General features: G+C 48.9%; 11 protein-coding genes and 2 pseudogenes. 4 read left to right on the top strand and 9 right to left on the bottom strand.

Features of this window, described 5'->3' with window-relative positions:
- The 3 genes from LJ740_RS19965 to LJ740_RS19955 all read left to right on the top strand — a co-directional run bounded on the left by LJ740_RS19965 (nucleotide 1) and on the right by LJ740_RS19955 (nucleotide 2372).
- Nucleotides 1–1050 carry an ACP S-malonyltransferase gene (locus tag LJ740_RS19965; protein WP_229530896.1) on the top strand — a complete coding sequence of 350 codons (1050 nt, stop codon included), beginning with the start codon at nucleotides 1–3 and terminating at the stop codon, nucleotides 1048–1050.
- 249 nt (nucleotides 1051–1299) lie between these two features.
- Complete coding sequence (locus LJ740_RS19960; protein WP_229530895.1) at nucleotides 1300–1704, top strand: ExbD/TolR family protein; 405 nt, start codon at nucleotides 1300–1302, stop codon at nucleotides 1702–1704.
- Nucleotides 1705–1850: 146 nt separating this feature from the next.
- Nucleotides 1851–2372 carry a lipid-binding SYLF domain-containing protein gene (locus LJ740_RS19955; RefSeq protein ID WP_377306628.1) on the top strand — a complete coding sequence of 174 codons (522 nt, stop codon included), beginning with the start codon at nucleotides 1851–1853 and terminating at the stop codon, nucleotides 2370–2372.
- A gap of 54 nt (nucleotides 2373–2426) precedes the next feature.
- Here LJ740_RS19955 and LJ740_RS19950 read toward each other — a convergent pair whose 3' ends face one another.
- On the bottom strand, nucleotides 2427–3512 hold the full coding sequence (locus LJ740_RS19950) for a DUF1513 domain-containing protein (RefSeq protein WP_229530894.1): 1086 nt from the start codon (nucleotides 3510–3512) through the stop codon (nucleotides 2427–2429).
- Nucleotides 3513–3554: 42 nt separating this feature from the next.
- On the bottom strand, nucleotides 3555–4886 hold the full coding sequence (locus tag LJ740_RS19945; protein ID WP_229530893.1) for a di-heme oxidoreductase family protein: 1332 nt from the start codon (nucleotides 4884–4886) through the stop codon (nucleotides 3555–3557).
- A gap of 371 nt (nucleotides 4887–5257) precedes the next feature.
- On the opposite strand from LJ740_RS19945, the gene LJ740_RS19940 reads away from it, so the two are divergent.
- Nucleotides 5258–7399, top strand: coding sequence for a TonB-dependent siderophore receptor (locus LJ740_RS19940; protein WP_229530892.1), 2142 nt, complete (start codon nucleotides 5258–5260; stop codon nucleotides 7397–7399).
- A 98-nt stretch (nucleotides 7400–7497) separates the two neighbouring features.
- On the opposite strand, the gene LJ740_RS19935 is transcribed toward LJ740_RS19940, so the two are convergent.
- The 7 genes and pseudogenes from LJ740_RS19935 to LJ740_RS19905 all read right to left on the bottom strand — a co-directional run.
- A complete protein-coding gene (locus LJ740_RS19935; protein ID WP_229530891.1) occupies nucleotides 7498–8307 on the bottom strand; it encodes a DUF1338 domain-containing protein in 810 nt (269 codons plus the stop codon).
- Nucleotides 8308–8394: 87 nt separating this feature from the next.
- Complete coding sequence (gene astD / locus LJ740_RS19930) at nucleotides 8395–9867, bottom strand: succinylglutamate-semialdehyde dehydrogenase (protein ID WP_229530890.1); 1473 nt, start codon at nucleotides 9865–9867, stop codon at nucleotides 8395–8397.
- 2 nt (nucleotides 9868–9869) lie between these two features.
- A complete protein-coding gene (gene astA, locus LJ740_RS19925) occupies nucleotides 9870–10907 on the bottom strand; it encodes an arginine N-succinyltransferase (RefSeq protein WP_229530889.1) in 1038 nt (345 codons plus the stop codon).
- A 5-nt stretch (nucleotides 10908–10912) separates the two neighbouring features.
- Nucleotides 10913–12124 (bottom strand): aspartate aminotransferase family protein, encoded by a 1212-nt coding sequence (locus LJ740_RS19920; RefSeq protein WP_229530888.1) that lies wholly within the window; start codon nucleotides 12122–12124, stop codon nucleotides 10913–10915.
- Nucleotides 12125–12455: 331 nt separating this feature from the next.
- Nucleotides 12456–13619 carry an HDOD domain-containing protein gene (locus LJ740_RS19915; RefSeq protein WP_229530887.1) on the bottom strand — a complete coding sequence of 388 codons (1164 nt, stop codon included), beginning with the start codon at nucleotides 13617–13619 and terminating at the stop codon, nucleotides 12456–12458.
- A gap of 38 nt (nucleotides 13620–13657) precedes the next feature.
- Nucleotides 13658–14261 (bottom strand): annotated as a pseudogene (locus tag LJ740_RS19910) (anthranilate synthase component II).
- A gap of 139 nt (nucleotides 14262–14400) precedes the next feature.
- Nucleotides 14401–14562 (bottom strand): annotated as a pseudogene (locus LJ740_RS19905) (bile acid:sodium symporter family protein); the annotation flags it as partial.

The raw sequence follows: 14562 nt of genomic DNA, 5'->3' as shown, positions 1-14562 counted from the left end.
ATGTCGCAAACACAGAAAAAACGTGCCCTGGTGATTTGCCCGGGCCGCGGAACCTATAACAAAGAAGAACTGGGCTACCTGGCTAACTATCACGCTGATAAGCAAGCCATGATAGACACCATTGATGCTGATCGACAAACCCGAAATCAAACGACAATTCGTGAGTTGGACAGCGCAGATAAATATAATATGCGCCTGCACACCGCAGGCGAGAATGCCTCGTCATTGATTTATGCCTGCTCTCGCGGTGACTTTCAGGATATTAACCGGGACAAATACGATATCGTTGCAGTTACCGGTAATTCCATGGGTTGGTATATCGCTTGCGCAGTTGCCGGAGCCTTAAGCCATGGCAACGCTGCAAAGGTCATCAATACCATGGGGTCCATGATGACTGATGGCCTGATTGGCGGCCAGGTTATCTATCCCATCGTGGACGATAACTGGAAATTCAGCCCAGATCGATTTGACCAGGTGCAGACCGCATTACAGCAGGTCAACCAGCAACCCGGTTGTCAGCTTTATGAATCCATCCGCCTGGGCGGTTACAGGGTGTTTGGCGGCAATGAAGCGGCCTTAAAAGCCCTGATGACGAATTTGCCTGAACTGGAAAACCGTTATCCCATGCGTTTATTTAACCACGCGGCATTCCACACGCCTTTGCTGGATGAGATAGCAATAAAAGGGCAACAACAATTACCAGAATCACTGTTTGCTGCCCCCGCCATCCCCATGGTGGATGGCGAAGGTCACATCTGGCAGCCACACAGCACCTCTGTTGCCGACTTGTATCGTTATACGCTGGGCACCCAGGTGAACTGCACCTATGATTTTAGCAAGGCCATCGAGGTCAGTATTAAAGAGTTTGCGCCAGAGGTGCTTATCATCACAGGTCCCGGCGCCACATTGGGCGGTGCAGTGGCCCAAACATTGATAGCCAATAACTGGTTTGGCCTGAGCGATAAAACCAGTTTTATCGAACGGCAAAAAACCGATCCTGTGGTTTTAGCAATGGGTTTGGCTGCACAGCGGAGTATCGCTGTAAGCTGAGGGTAAATTTTTTAACAAGCGTTGCGACACAGATTGGTTATTAATCCAGCAGGCACCGAAAAATTGTTATAAAACAGTTTATTTTTTGTGGGAAGCATGTATTTTTTAATAGCAGCGAAGCACTTACCAGGCTATAGTTGGAAGTCTCCCGTCACCATAGGGTGGCGAGTAATGTGTCTATAACGATAATGATACCGACACCAAACGTATCGAATGTATTTCCCAAATGAGCGGATACGGAGTATTTAAATGGCTAAGAAGCATAAAACAGTAGAAGACGAAGCAGATATCGACATGACACCCATGTTGGATATCGTATTCATCATGTTGATTTTCTTTATCGTAACAACGTCATTTGCGAAGGAAAAAGGCTTAGAAGTTCAGCGTCCAAAGGACCAGCAACAGCAGCAACAAACCAAATCTGATGCTGTAAGCATTCTGATCACTGAAACCGGTCAGATATACATGAACAACCGTCTGGTTGATATTGAGCGTGTTAACGCCAACATTCAAAACTATCTGGCAGAAGTTGAAACTGACGTTGCCGTGGTTAAAGCCGCCAAAGGTGCACCACACGGTATCGTTGTTAAGGTACTGGACCAGGCCGCAGAAGCGGGCATTGGAACATTATCAGTGGCTGTCGACGAAGGTTAACCGTTAAAGTTTGAGAAGAAGCTCCCAATTGGGAGCTTTTTTTATGCCCTGAATTTATGCCATAACGTAAAATATCAGTGACTAAACAAAAAGGAGTCTCTATGCAGTATCTTCGCCGTTTATTTTTGATGATTGCGATAGTTTCAATGCTGGGTTGTGCCGGCACGTCTTCAGAGGGCACAGTGCAGGAACAGCAACAACGTGTATTGCAAATGAAAGATCAGGTCTTAACACAGTTATTCGAGGAAAAACCCGATACCCGAAGCCAGGTCAATACGGCTGCCGGTTACGCAGTGTTTTCCAATGCCAACGTCAATGTGATTTTTGTGGCCGCCGGTGGTGGTTATGGTGTCGCTAAGAACATGCGTACCGGAAAACACACCTACATGAATATGGCAGAAGGTGGGGTTGGTCTGGGCTTTGGCGCCAAAGACTATCGCATTGTCATGGTATTCCACAATGAAAAGGCACTTAACCGCTTTATCGAATCAGGCTGGACCTTTGGTGGCAACGCCGATGCAGCCGCCAAGGCCGGAGATAAAGGCGCTTCCGTGGAAGGCGAAGCCTATTATGGTGATGTTACCGTTTATACCTTTACCGAATCGGGTCTTGCTTTACAGGCCACCATTAAAGGTACCAAATTCTGGGTAGATGAAGACTTAAACTAACCCGTCCAAAGCAACCCATCCAAAACAACCCGCTTCAAAGCGGGTTTTTCTTGCTCAGGCGCTGTACAATGTGGTCATATGGTTGTCAAAGCGAATGCCGTCCACCTCGCTCGCCAGATAATCTTTACCCGCCTGTTTTAACAGCTGGCCATGGCCTGTTGAAGCAGTTAACTGCTGACCCAACAAACACAATCCCGACACATCCGACATACTGTCGCTGGCGATAAAGCGATGTTCGTCGGCATGCCAGGATTTTAGATATCCGCCCCTGGGACAGGTTACAAACAGCTTTTGATCTTTTACCACGACACTACTGGTATACTGATGCATACTACGCCACTGCTCATCCGGGGCATCGAAGGCGATTAACTGGTCTTCGCCTTGGTGCGCGTACACCAAAGGCACAATATCCTGTTCTGGTCCCTGATACTGTACGCCAATGAATACCTTGCCATCTTCCCTGACATCGAGATGCCGCATACTCAACTGATGATTTTGCGGATGATAACTGGCCATCAATTTTCCGCTGCCGATATCCAGATAACTGAGGTTTGGCGCCATCGTATCCAGGTTTAACTTAACGCGTTGATAATCAGGGTGAGTTTGTATACCACCATTGCCTATTGCCAGTGTTTTACCATCAGGCAAAAAGGCGATGTCGTGGGGACCAATACCGCCGGAATCAAATCGCTCCAGCACCTGCAGGTTGTGTAAATCCCGCACCACAATCACGCCCCGTCCATCAGAGAACCGGTTCTCAGTGGTATACAGGTATTGGTTATCAGGCGAAAGACAGGCGTGACCATAAAAGTGCGTGTCCGGCTCACTGGTGATCTGTCGACTAATCACGCTGTTGTTAAAATCTACTTCCACCAGATAACGGTCCGGGCGACGTGCAACCACCAACGCATGTCCCGGTTTGTGGGGTAATGCCAGTACTTCATGGCCTCGTTGCGGCAATTGCACCTTACTGAGTAACTCCCCGGCAAGGTTGACCGCTACCGCATAATAATTCCCGATATAATCGGAAGAGGCACTTGCCAGTACCACGTCAGATGCCTGACTGAACCGGCTGCAGCCTGGTAACAGCCCACTCAATGACAGCGCGCCGGCATAGCTCAAAAAATCTCGTCGCAGCAATTCACTTCTCCTGATTGATAGTTATATTGAACACTGACACCCTTAAATCGAATTTAGAAAACGGATAAGTGCCTGTCGCTCATCGGTACGCAGTGCAATAAAGCGTTGTTTACTTCGCTCAGCCTCTCCACCATGCCAAAGTATTGCCTCCACCAGACTGGTGGCTCGCCCGTCATGCAGGTAGGCCTGCTGTTGTCCATACTGAGATCTCAGCCCGATTCCCCATAGTGGCGGAGTGCGCCATTCAGTGCCTGTGGCTGAATGTTCCCGCACGCCATCAGCCAACAGCGCCCCCATATCGTGCAATGCCAGGTCAGTGTATGGCCAGATAGTCTGTCCTGCCAGCGCAGTAACCGGATAGCCGGGATCAGTCCGGTAACTCGGTGTATGGCAGCTGGCGCATCCTGACTGATAAAAACTCTGCCGCCCTTTAAGAAACGCCTCACTTTGCGTATTACGCGCCGGAGGCACTGCCATAAATGCTGAAAAATTCAGCACCAGGTTCAGCAGCTTATCGGGGATTTCCACTGACTCGTGCCCCCCTGATTCGGCCAGTTTCCGGCAATCTTGCTGGTACTCAGTACAGGCCTCATTGGGAAACAGTGTATTGGTGATACCAATATCATCCCGAAAGGCAGCAGCAATCTGTTGTTTTAAATTGGGATGTTTCGCTTTTAAGCCCAGACGACCCAATGCCAACTCGCCGGTAGCTGCATCAGGCACACGGTTATAACGCCCGGAAATACCATCCTCGTTGCTATCCTGCGCATCTTCCTGGGCTAACAAATCAACATCTGAAATGGCATCCAGTAACCCCAGACCATATATCACAGGTGCCAGCCGTGGTGACAGGCCAATACCTTCGGCCAGCTCACCATAAGCCAGATCCACCAACTGGTATTGCGGCTGCATCAGTGGATAGTCAACACCATCTATCTGATAGCGCGCCACTTCCAGATAGCTGAGGCTTAATTTTCCCTCGGGTTGCAGCGGGGCCGCCATGTTGCTATGGGCAAGCGCGATGGCACGTGATTGCAGCTGCCCACCATAATTTGGCTCTGTTAATGGTGCTGAATCCTTTTCTGGCCCCAGGCGCAATACCAGCGCCGATGGCTTACTGATCCCCTCAATAGCGACATCCCCCCGACCGCCGGCAGTGTGACAACTAATGCAGGAACGGGTATTAAACAGGGGCCCCAGGCCATCCCGGTCGGTTGTGGAGCTGGGCGCAATGACCCAGGGATCCCGAAACAAAGAAAAGCCGGTCCAGTAATCCAGCTTCTGAGCATTATCTAAATTCTGCCCCGGAACGATATAGGTTCGCTCTGATAATCGGCCGGCCGTCATACCACCGCCGGGCTGCGCTTCACGCATATCGTAATCCGGCACGGGCGCAGGGACACACCCAAAGAGAGCCAGGTTCGCGAAAGCCCACAAAATGACGGGGAAATGACGGTTCAAATCTGCTCCGGGTAGTATCAGGATTCTGAGTTTGGTTTGTCTGCCGATCCGGCAATGATGTGCAGCCAGCTCATAACCAGAGATTGATATCAGCTGCAGTAAATATTATTGATTCTTATTTACATTATAATGCGACTCATTGCGATGTCCAGTGCTGTGACTGAGTGTTGCTTGTGCCAGGAAACGATGACTTAGACCAACATTGTTATAAAAACCCCTCGACACACCGTATTGATAACCATTATCATTCGCGCCAGAACAATACAGCAACACAAGGCCATTTTATGAACACATTTAAGCGAAATCTCTGTCGTTTGGCGGTAGTTTCCGCACTTTTACCGATAGTTTCCAACGCACAACAAAATGAACAGGCAGCACCCGCTTCTCAGGATGACAACGTCAGAGAAAAGATCTTCGAGCATATAGAAGTCACAGGTAGTCGCTTAGATCAGGCAACCACGGCAACAGGATTGCCACTGACCTTGCGTGAAACGCCTCAGTCTATCTCCATTATTGATAGCACCCTGATAGATAGTTTTGCACTGGATACCGTCGCGGACGTGATGCAGTTTGCGCCCGGCATTCAGGCACAACAGGCAGAAACAGACCGCTATTTCTTCCGTTCTCGTGGCCGGGATGTCACCAATTTCCAGTTAGACGGTGTACCCATCGCTTACAACAGCTTTTTCAGTGAAGCGCTGGCAGACTCTATTTTGTTTGACCGGGTTGAAGTGGTGCGCGGTGCCACCGGCCTGCTAACCGGCTCCGGTGAACCTTCAGCGGCCATCAACTTAATTCGCAAACGTCCCAAAATGGATAACACTGGCTATGCCAGTCTGGAAATCGGTTCATGGAGTAACGTCAGACTGGAAGCGGATCACTCGCAATTACTCAGCGATGACGGCAATGTCAGAGCCAGAGTGGCAATAGCCCATGAACAAGGCGACAGTTATGTACGTTTATCAGAAAAAGACAATACCCAGGTCTATGCCGTAGTCGCCGCAGATATCACTGACCAAACCCGGATCACCGCCGGCGCAGATTACAGTGAGCGCAACCCCAAAGGCAGTATGTGGGGCGCCTTGCCACTGTTCTATTCAGACGGCACACAAACCGACGACTTACCCGTGGAAACAACCACCGCATCACCATGGAACAGCTGGGCCCGTGAAGGTATGAACGCCTTTATCAAACTGGAACACGCCTTTGACAACAACTGGAACTTGCAGGCCGATATTGAGCAAAGAGAAGATGATATGAATGGCTACCTGCTGTATTTTTCCGGGTTTCCCAGTCGCGAAACCGGTGAGGGATTTAGTGCATCTCCCAACAATTATGTATCAGACAGAGAGCAGACCTCGGTGAGACTATTACTGTCTGGTCCCTTTACACTGTTTGGCCGTGAGCACCAGCTAACCGCGGGCCTGTTACACGCCAAACAGGATGTTGATGCAAGCTCATACGGCACGGCCGATGCCATAGTGATCCCCAGTATCTTCAACTGGGGTCAGGGAGTGCCTGAATTAAACTTTGGTGATACTCCTAATTATTCCACCACCGAATCCCACACCCAGCAGGGTGTTTACGCAGCCGCAAAGCTGAGCCTGACAGACAAGCTGACCGCCATCATAGGTAACCGGATCACCAACTACGAGTACGATGCCGCATCGCCCTGGGCGAGTAGTAAGTATGATAATGACCATGTAAATACCCCTTATGCGGGCCTGGTATATGCGATCAATCGTTATATTTCAGTGTACGGCAGCTACACAGAAATTTTCCAGCCGCAGGAAGCGCGTAACGCCAACAATGAACTTATTGGTCCGGTGGAAGGTACGAACCTCGAACTAGGCATTAAAGGGGACTTTTTCAATGACATGCTCAGTGCCAGTGTCGCAGTGTATGAAGTCGAGGAAGACAATCTGGCCATTTCAGATCCCAATAATACCGAACCACTACCCGGCACAACAATCTTCCCGTCGATAGCTGTGAAAGGAGCGAAAACCACGGGCTTTGAAGTGGAACTAAACGGGCATATTACTGAGCAACTTAACGTTTTACTAAGCTATACCTACAATGATGCAGAAGACGTGGATGGCAGTAACTTTGCCCCCTTCTTACCGAAATCCATGATAAAAACCAGTGCCCTGTACTCACTGTCAGACGCGATCACCTTTGGCATTAACGCCAACTGGCAAAGCAAAACAGAAAATCCTGGCGCAGGTCCCAATGGCGAAACATTTACACAAGACAGCTACACCGTCGTCAATCTGATGGCCAGTTATCAATTGACTCCTGCCTGGGTGCTATCGGCAAATATTAACAATGTATTTGACGAAAAGTACTTTTCCAGTATCGATTTCTACAATCAGGGATTTTTTGGCGCTCCAAGAAATGCCCAGGCAAGCATTCGCTACAGTTGGTAGTTAAGTTACCGGGATAGAGAAATGAAACTGAAGTAGCTCCGTCGGGAGCTACTTCTATTTTTTACACTGACGTGCAAACTACGTCATACTGAAACTGATTAACTGTCCAGCTTTCGGGCGTTAGTACTTTCAAAGATCTTATCCGCAGAAGCCGCTACAAATCCCTGATATAACTGACCATTCGGCATGGGGTAACGCTGTGCGAATTCATAAAAGCAGCTGGGGATAACGCGCTCAATGTCGCTGAATTTCACTGCGGCCTTATCCGCCATTGTGGAAGATTGTGCTAAAAACACCTCTTCACCACCTTTAATTTCGCCACCAGAGGTATTCAGCTCGAAACCCGCTTCTTTCAGGGTTTCATTGATAGCGGTAAGCTGGCTCAGTCTATCAAGGTGATTGGAGCTGACGGTAAAGTGGTTGGCACGGAAACCCCAGGCCGCCATCCAGGCCGCGTATTCCGACTCCTGCAACAGGGCGTCGTACTGCTCGCTGCTGATTTGCCAGTGTACGCCTGAATAGACAAAACCTTCAGCACTGACGGCTGCCGAATCTATCTGCGCCACCATGTCTTGCACCGTTGCCTGTAACTCAGCAGAAAACTCTTCCACCAGCAGTTCACTGATAAACACTTTTGGGCGGTTGGCTTCAGGGTGTTCAAAATGCTTGGCACGCAGTTTCTTTTCTTCAAACTGGTATTGGCCTTTTTCAACATAACCAAGCTCTGTGAAATGAGCCGAGATCTTGTCCAGGTTCACTTTCTCAAGATTGAAGGTACGCAGGGCGATATGATCATTGATAATTTCACCGTGCATGCCCAGCAGATCGTGGATCTTGTGAGCAGAAGGCGTGATATTAATATAGTCTTGCCACAAATTGGCAAACAGGGAATCGAGTTTCGTATTCATAGATTTTCTTACTTCAAACAACCAGAAAATGCCCATCGCCTAAGCGATGAGCATGAATGTAATTAAAGGTGATTTTAAATCAGAGATTTAGAATTTGAGACCTGGACTTAGCGTGCCAGGCATAGCCACTTTTTCTAACTCTACTGATGCCACCGGATACGCGCAATAATCTGCGGCATAATAGGCGCTGGCGCGATGATTACCACTTTCACCAATTCCACCAAACGGCGCAGCACTGCTGGCACCGGTAATTGGACGGTTCCAGTTAACAATGCCGGCTCTGATGCGGCTGAAGAAATGCTGATAATCCGCTTCGCTATCCGCTAACAAACCCGCAGACAACCCAAATGCCGTATTGTTGGCCTGATCGATAGCGGTATCGAAATCGTCGTAACGCACCACTTTCAAAAGCGGACCAAAATGTTCTTCATCCGGCATAGTATCGATGATGTTTGTCACATCAATAATACCAGGTGTGACAAAGCCGCTTTCGGTGTCGGTATGGGTCAGTTCCACCAGCGAGCTGGCACCCAGGTCTAATAACGACTGTTGCGCCTGCACCATCAAACTGGCGGCATGAGCAGATACCATGGCACCCATAAAAGGCTGCTCATGGGCATCATAATGGCCGACACTGATATTGCGGGTAACTTCGATAAGGCGCGCCAGAATTGCATCACCCTGCTCACCTTTTGCTAAAAACACCTTACGGGCACAGGTACAGCGTTGACCGCTGGTGATAAACGCAGATTGCACTATGTCGTGTACAGCGGCATCAATGTCAGCCACATCCTTAACGATAAGCGGGTTATTGCCGCCCATTTCCAGCGCCAGTATTTTACCAGGATGGCCGGCGAATTGTTCGTGTAATAACTTGCCGGTTCTGGAGCTACCGGTAAAGAACAAACCGTCAATACCGGCGTGAGAAGCCAGAGCTTTGCCGGTTTCAACATGCCCTTGTACCAGGTTTAAAACGCCTGCCGGTAATCCCGCCTGCTGCCATAGCTTAACGGTTTCTTCCGCTACCATTGGAGTTAAATCACTGGGCTTAAATACCACAGTATTCCCCGCTAACAGCGCAGGAATAATGTGGCCATTAGGCAGGTGCCCCGGGAAGTTGTAAGGGCCAAATACCGCCACAACACCGTGTGGCTTATGGCGAATAAAGGCCTTACCCACAGGCATGGCGTTTTCCACAGTACCGGTACGTTCGTTGTAAGCGCGAATCGAAATCGCGGCTTTACCGATCATGGCACCCACTTCAGTGGCAGTTTCCCACTCGGGTTTACCGGTTTCTTTGGCAATCACTTTCGCCAGATGTGCTTTGTGTTCACCTAACAGTGCGGCGAATTTTTCAATAATGGCTACGCGCTCATCAAAGCTGACCTGCTGCCAGCTTTGAAAGGCTTCTCTGGCCGCAGCTACAGCGCTGTCAACCTGAGCGGCACTGGCAGCACTTCCCTGCCAGATTTGTTGTTTTTTGGCAGGATCAACGGAATTCACACCGTGTCCTTCACCGGCAACCCACTGGCCACCAATGTAATGAATCTGTTCAGACATAATTATCCTCCTAAATGGATCGGAGCGAAACGAATGGCCTCACCGGCGCTCAGGTTCAGTGCGCCCGCTGCTTGCGGAGCAATGCGCGCCACCTGCCTTTCTTCGTCTACCTTGACGCAAGCCATAACGCCGCGGAACTCCTGCACCCGGGTATTGATGACAAAGTGCGTGTCCTTCGCGTCTTCCAGTGCAGCGTCTATTTCAATCGGCAAATTGCGACTGGCCTGTGCGGTGCGAATGTAATTTACATTCGCCTCGACGGTCGGGCCACCGTCAAAGATATCGACGTAACCGCCTTTGCTAAACCCTTCACTCATCAGCAAGTTCAGGGCGGGTTTGGTTTTTTCGTGCACCTGACCGATCACCGCCTGCGCTTCGGCGCTGAGCAAATTGACGTAGATGGGGTACTTTGGCATCAGTTCTGCGATAAACACCTTTTGACCTATACCAGTGAGGTAATCCGCTGTGGGAAAATCCATGGAAAAAAAGTGTTCTTCCAGCCACTGCCAGAAGGGTGAGCTACCGTTTTCATCACTGACACCACGCATCTCTGCAATAATAGTGTCAGAGAAGCGATGACGATGCTCAGCAATAAACAGAAAGCGGAATTTAGACAGAAATCTGCCGTTGGCGCCTTGTCTGGCTTCTTCGCGTAAGAACAGGGTACAAATCTCTGACGCACCGGTGTAATCGTTACACAGAGTCAGAGTCCCTACTTCGTTGCGAATGCCTAATTCGCGGGAAGCGTGTACCACTTTACCCAAATGGTAGCAGTAAAAGGTATTGTCCATACCTACCGCGGCTTCAATGCCACTGGTCCCCAGTACACGCTTGGTTTGTGCATCTTCCATCACAAACAGATAATCCTCAACACCAGGCTTTGAAACGTCTTTTTTGGCAAAAGACGCTTCGGCATGGGCGATTCTCTTGCGTAAAATTTCCTCGTTAACAGGCAAAGACGTAAAGCCAATGCCTGACTCGTTGGCAATCTCATAGAGCGCCTGATAATCATCTGCTGCGATTGGACGAATAATCACCATGGGACTTATTCCTGGCCGTTAACCACGGCAGCAACCGCCTTTTCAAAGCGCGCTAAACCTTCTTTGATGTCAGCGTCAGGAATAACCAAAGACGGCGCAAAACGCACCACGTTGGCACCCGCTACCAGACACATCAGGTTCGCTGCCGTTGACGCAACCAGAAAGTCCCGGCTACGACCAGCGTAATCTTCGTTCAGGGCACAACCTAACAACATACCTTTACCGCGAATTTCGCTGAACACATTGTATTTTTCGTTAATGGCATTCAGGCCATCGCGGAACAGTTGTTCCTTGCGCTTAACTTCGTCCAGAAGTTCGCGATTGTTAACAATATCAAAAACGCGCTCTGCAACAGCACAGGCTAAGGGGTTACCGCCATAAGTACTACCATGAGTACCAGGCTTCAGACTTTCTGCAATCGCAGCTGTGGTTAACATGGCACCAATCGGGAATCCGCCACCCAGCGCTTTAGCCGTGGTCAGGATATCCGGGGTAACACCCAGTCCCATGTACGCATACAATTCGCCAGTACGGCCAACACCAGATTGCACCTCATCAAAAATCAACAGGGCATTGTGTTGATTACACAAGGCTCTGACGCCTTCTACAAACTCTGGCGTAGGCGAGATAATGCCACCTTCACCTTGCAGCGGCTCCATCATTACCGCGCAGGTTTTGTCGCTCATGATCGCTTTCAGGCTGTCCAGATCGTTGTATACCGCGTGATCGATAGCACCTGGCTTAGGACCAAAACCGTCGGAATAAGCAGCCTGACCACCCACAGTAACCGTAAAGAATGTACGACCGTGGAAGCCTTGCTTAAAAGAAATGATTTGATTTTTGTCTTCACCGTGGTGATCTAATGCCCAGCGACGCGCCAGTTTTAACGCGGCTTCGTTGGCTTCTGCACCGGAGTTGGCAAAATAAACACGTTCAGCAAAGGTGGCGTCAGTCAGCTTTTTCGCCAATCTGATTGCTGGCTCGTTGGTAAATACATTACTTAAGTGCCAAAGCTTTTCACTTTGGTCTTTCAATGCAGCCACCATTTCCGGGTGACAATGACCCAATGCGTTAACTGCAATACCACCAGCAAAATCAATGTACTCGTTGCCTTCCTGGTCCCACACTTTTGAACCTTCACCGCGAACTGGCACCATCGCCGCCGGGTTGTAATTTGGTACCATGACATCAGCAAACATTTCACGAGTCACATTCATATATTGCCTCCTGTAGAGTAAATTCGGTAATACACCGTGAAAAAAGAGAGCGCATTATTCCAGAAAATTCCCCTTTTGTCTTCCCGAAAAAGGGGGCCCAGCCTTTAGTATAAAAGGGCTTCGTTAGAATTGCATAGAAAATGAATAAGTATGTGAAAGTTTCAGAAAAGACTTTCAAAAAGCAGGGCAAAAGCCTCAAATCTGGCGTATTTATCAACACCCCACTCTTATATAGAACTGAATTCTTATTTTTTAGATTATTTTGCTATATAGAAGGGAAAAGCCTGAATGCCAGCTAAAGACCTCCATTCTGAGTACATTAATCCGGCGATTATTCTTCGCCAAATGCCAGGCTTAGCTGTCGCATATCAACGGTTTTTAAGGCGGCAACTGCGCCTTTGGGCATCCGACAGGCAATCAGGTATTGTTTGGCATCTTCCATGTTGATCAATTTATAACTGCGCAGCATTCGAAAGCGGGCATAACAACGGCCCTGTTCCAGTACCCGTCCAAGGGGTGAACGGTCAACAATCGCGGTTTTATCGGCCAGCTCCTGCAAAGCACCGGCCACCATTACCCGTTTCATGTTCATGTGCTTCATCACGTTGGCTGAAATCTGATAAGACTGATTCCACATCATGGCCAACCACACATCGGGATCAATTTTAACCTGCTGCAGGGCTAAATGCTCTTCTCGCTTTTGCTCTTTGTGGGCTTCCATCATGGCCTCCTGCAGCACCTTGTCAAAGAACTTGAAAAACATTTTGCTGATGGCAATTTTTCCCATTTCATGGTGCATTCCGGCAACGTACCCATGAAACGGATCCACTTTGGAAAGTTCTGCGATTTTGCGGCAACTAATACCGGTGGCAATAATCTGTTCCCACAGTTTTTGTTTAAAGGCGGGATACGGATCGGTGATTTTGGGGATCCAGCGTTGCACCGAAAGCATAGGTATAAGTAACTTCAGGTTTTCAATGCCAAAGAAACTCAGTGCCATACGCAACGTTTCGTACCTGACAACTTTCCCCAAGCGGTCCGTTTTACGGTATTTGGGGCTGTTGGCCAGATCCATCAATTCTTTGGCTAACCAGGGAATGGCGGCAATGCCAGGTTCAATTTTGGCAATTGACGCCGCTTTCACAGACAGGCCGTCATACACTGCGGCCAGACCATCATCAATACCAATGATTTTACTGCTCAGTTCATCAATATTGTCGATTTTTTTCTGCATTCGGTCACAAACTTCTTCATGCACTATGGTACTGATATTTTCCAGATAATGTTGTTTGGAACGCTGATTGAGCTCTTTGTCCCGCATTGCAATCCGTTCTACATCCAGCAATTTCCGGCGGGCATTTAACTGTTCCGACTGTTCGGCCTTAACCTTGCCTTCGACTTCGATTCCGGCGGCGGCCTGACCGGTTTGTAAGCCCATTAATAAATGGTAGTAACGGTTGTCTATATCTGTGCGAATGTCTTGCTGGCCAGTCATGCCGGTTCTCAATATCTTCTTGTCAAACTAGTCTGTTGTTAAGCCCGGGCAGAATCCGCGACCAAAGCTAATATGTTGTGTAAAATTCGGTGACCAAACTCAGTCAAATGAGACTCAGGATGAAACTGCACCCCCCCATAAGGGTAAAGTCTTGTGTGCTATCGCCATGACTTCCACAGACTGATTGTTGCTGTTGTCTGTGACGGCAGTCACCTCAAAATCTGCCGGTAATGATGGCGCTGCCACTACCAAAGAATGATAGCGTGTAACTGTGAACTTTTCAGGTATGCCAGTAAACATTTTATGACCCGAATGGGCCACGGTTGAAACTTTACCATGCATCACTTTCGCAGCGCGCTGCACATCCGCGCCAAACACCTGAGCAATGACCTGATGGCCCAGACAAACACCAAATATCGGAATTTTACCGGACAACTCCTGCACCAATTGCAGCGAGATACCGGCTTCATTGGGTGAGCAAGGGCCAGGCGATATAACGATTAGGTCCGGTCTGAGTTTTTTAACTTCAGCGATACTGATCTGATTATTTCTCACCACCTGCACCGAACACGCCAGCTCTTCAAAGTAACGAGCCAGATTGAACGTAAAAGAGTCGAAATTATCAATTAACAGTACGCGCATGTTTCCCGGGCGAGCGAATAAAACTGCGGAATTAAACAGGTTAAAGGCCATAAAATCAAGCCTCGCAAGGCATTGACCGGGTTTTAATTAAAATAAGTGCACCGGGGCTGCAATATTGGCCTTAATACGCCGGAATAATTTAGCGACGCTGATATTGTTTCTTAGCCCAGACAGCCAGAAACACCGCGCCGATGTACATGGTTACGCCGTAAACTCCGGCGGAAGTGGCGTAGGCCGGATTGGATAAAAAGGTAATAGCAATCAAAATAGCCATTGAGGCATTTTGAATGCCCACCTCAAT

The sequence above is a fragment of the Planctobacterium marinum genome, from assembly GCF_020687805.1.
Taxonomy (GTDB): domain Bacteria; phylum Pseudomonadota; class Gammaproteobacteria; order Enterobacterales; family Alteromonadaceae; genus Planctobacterium; species Planctobacterium marinum.
Note: the sequence above shows the minus strand (reverse complement) of the source record. Positions and strands in the feature narration are given on the sequence as shown.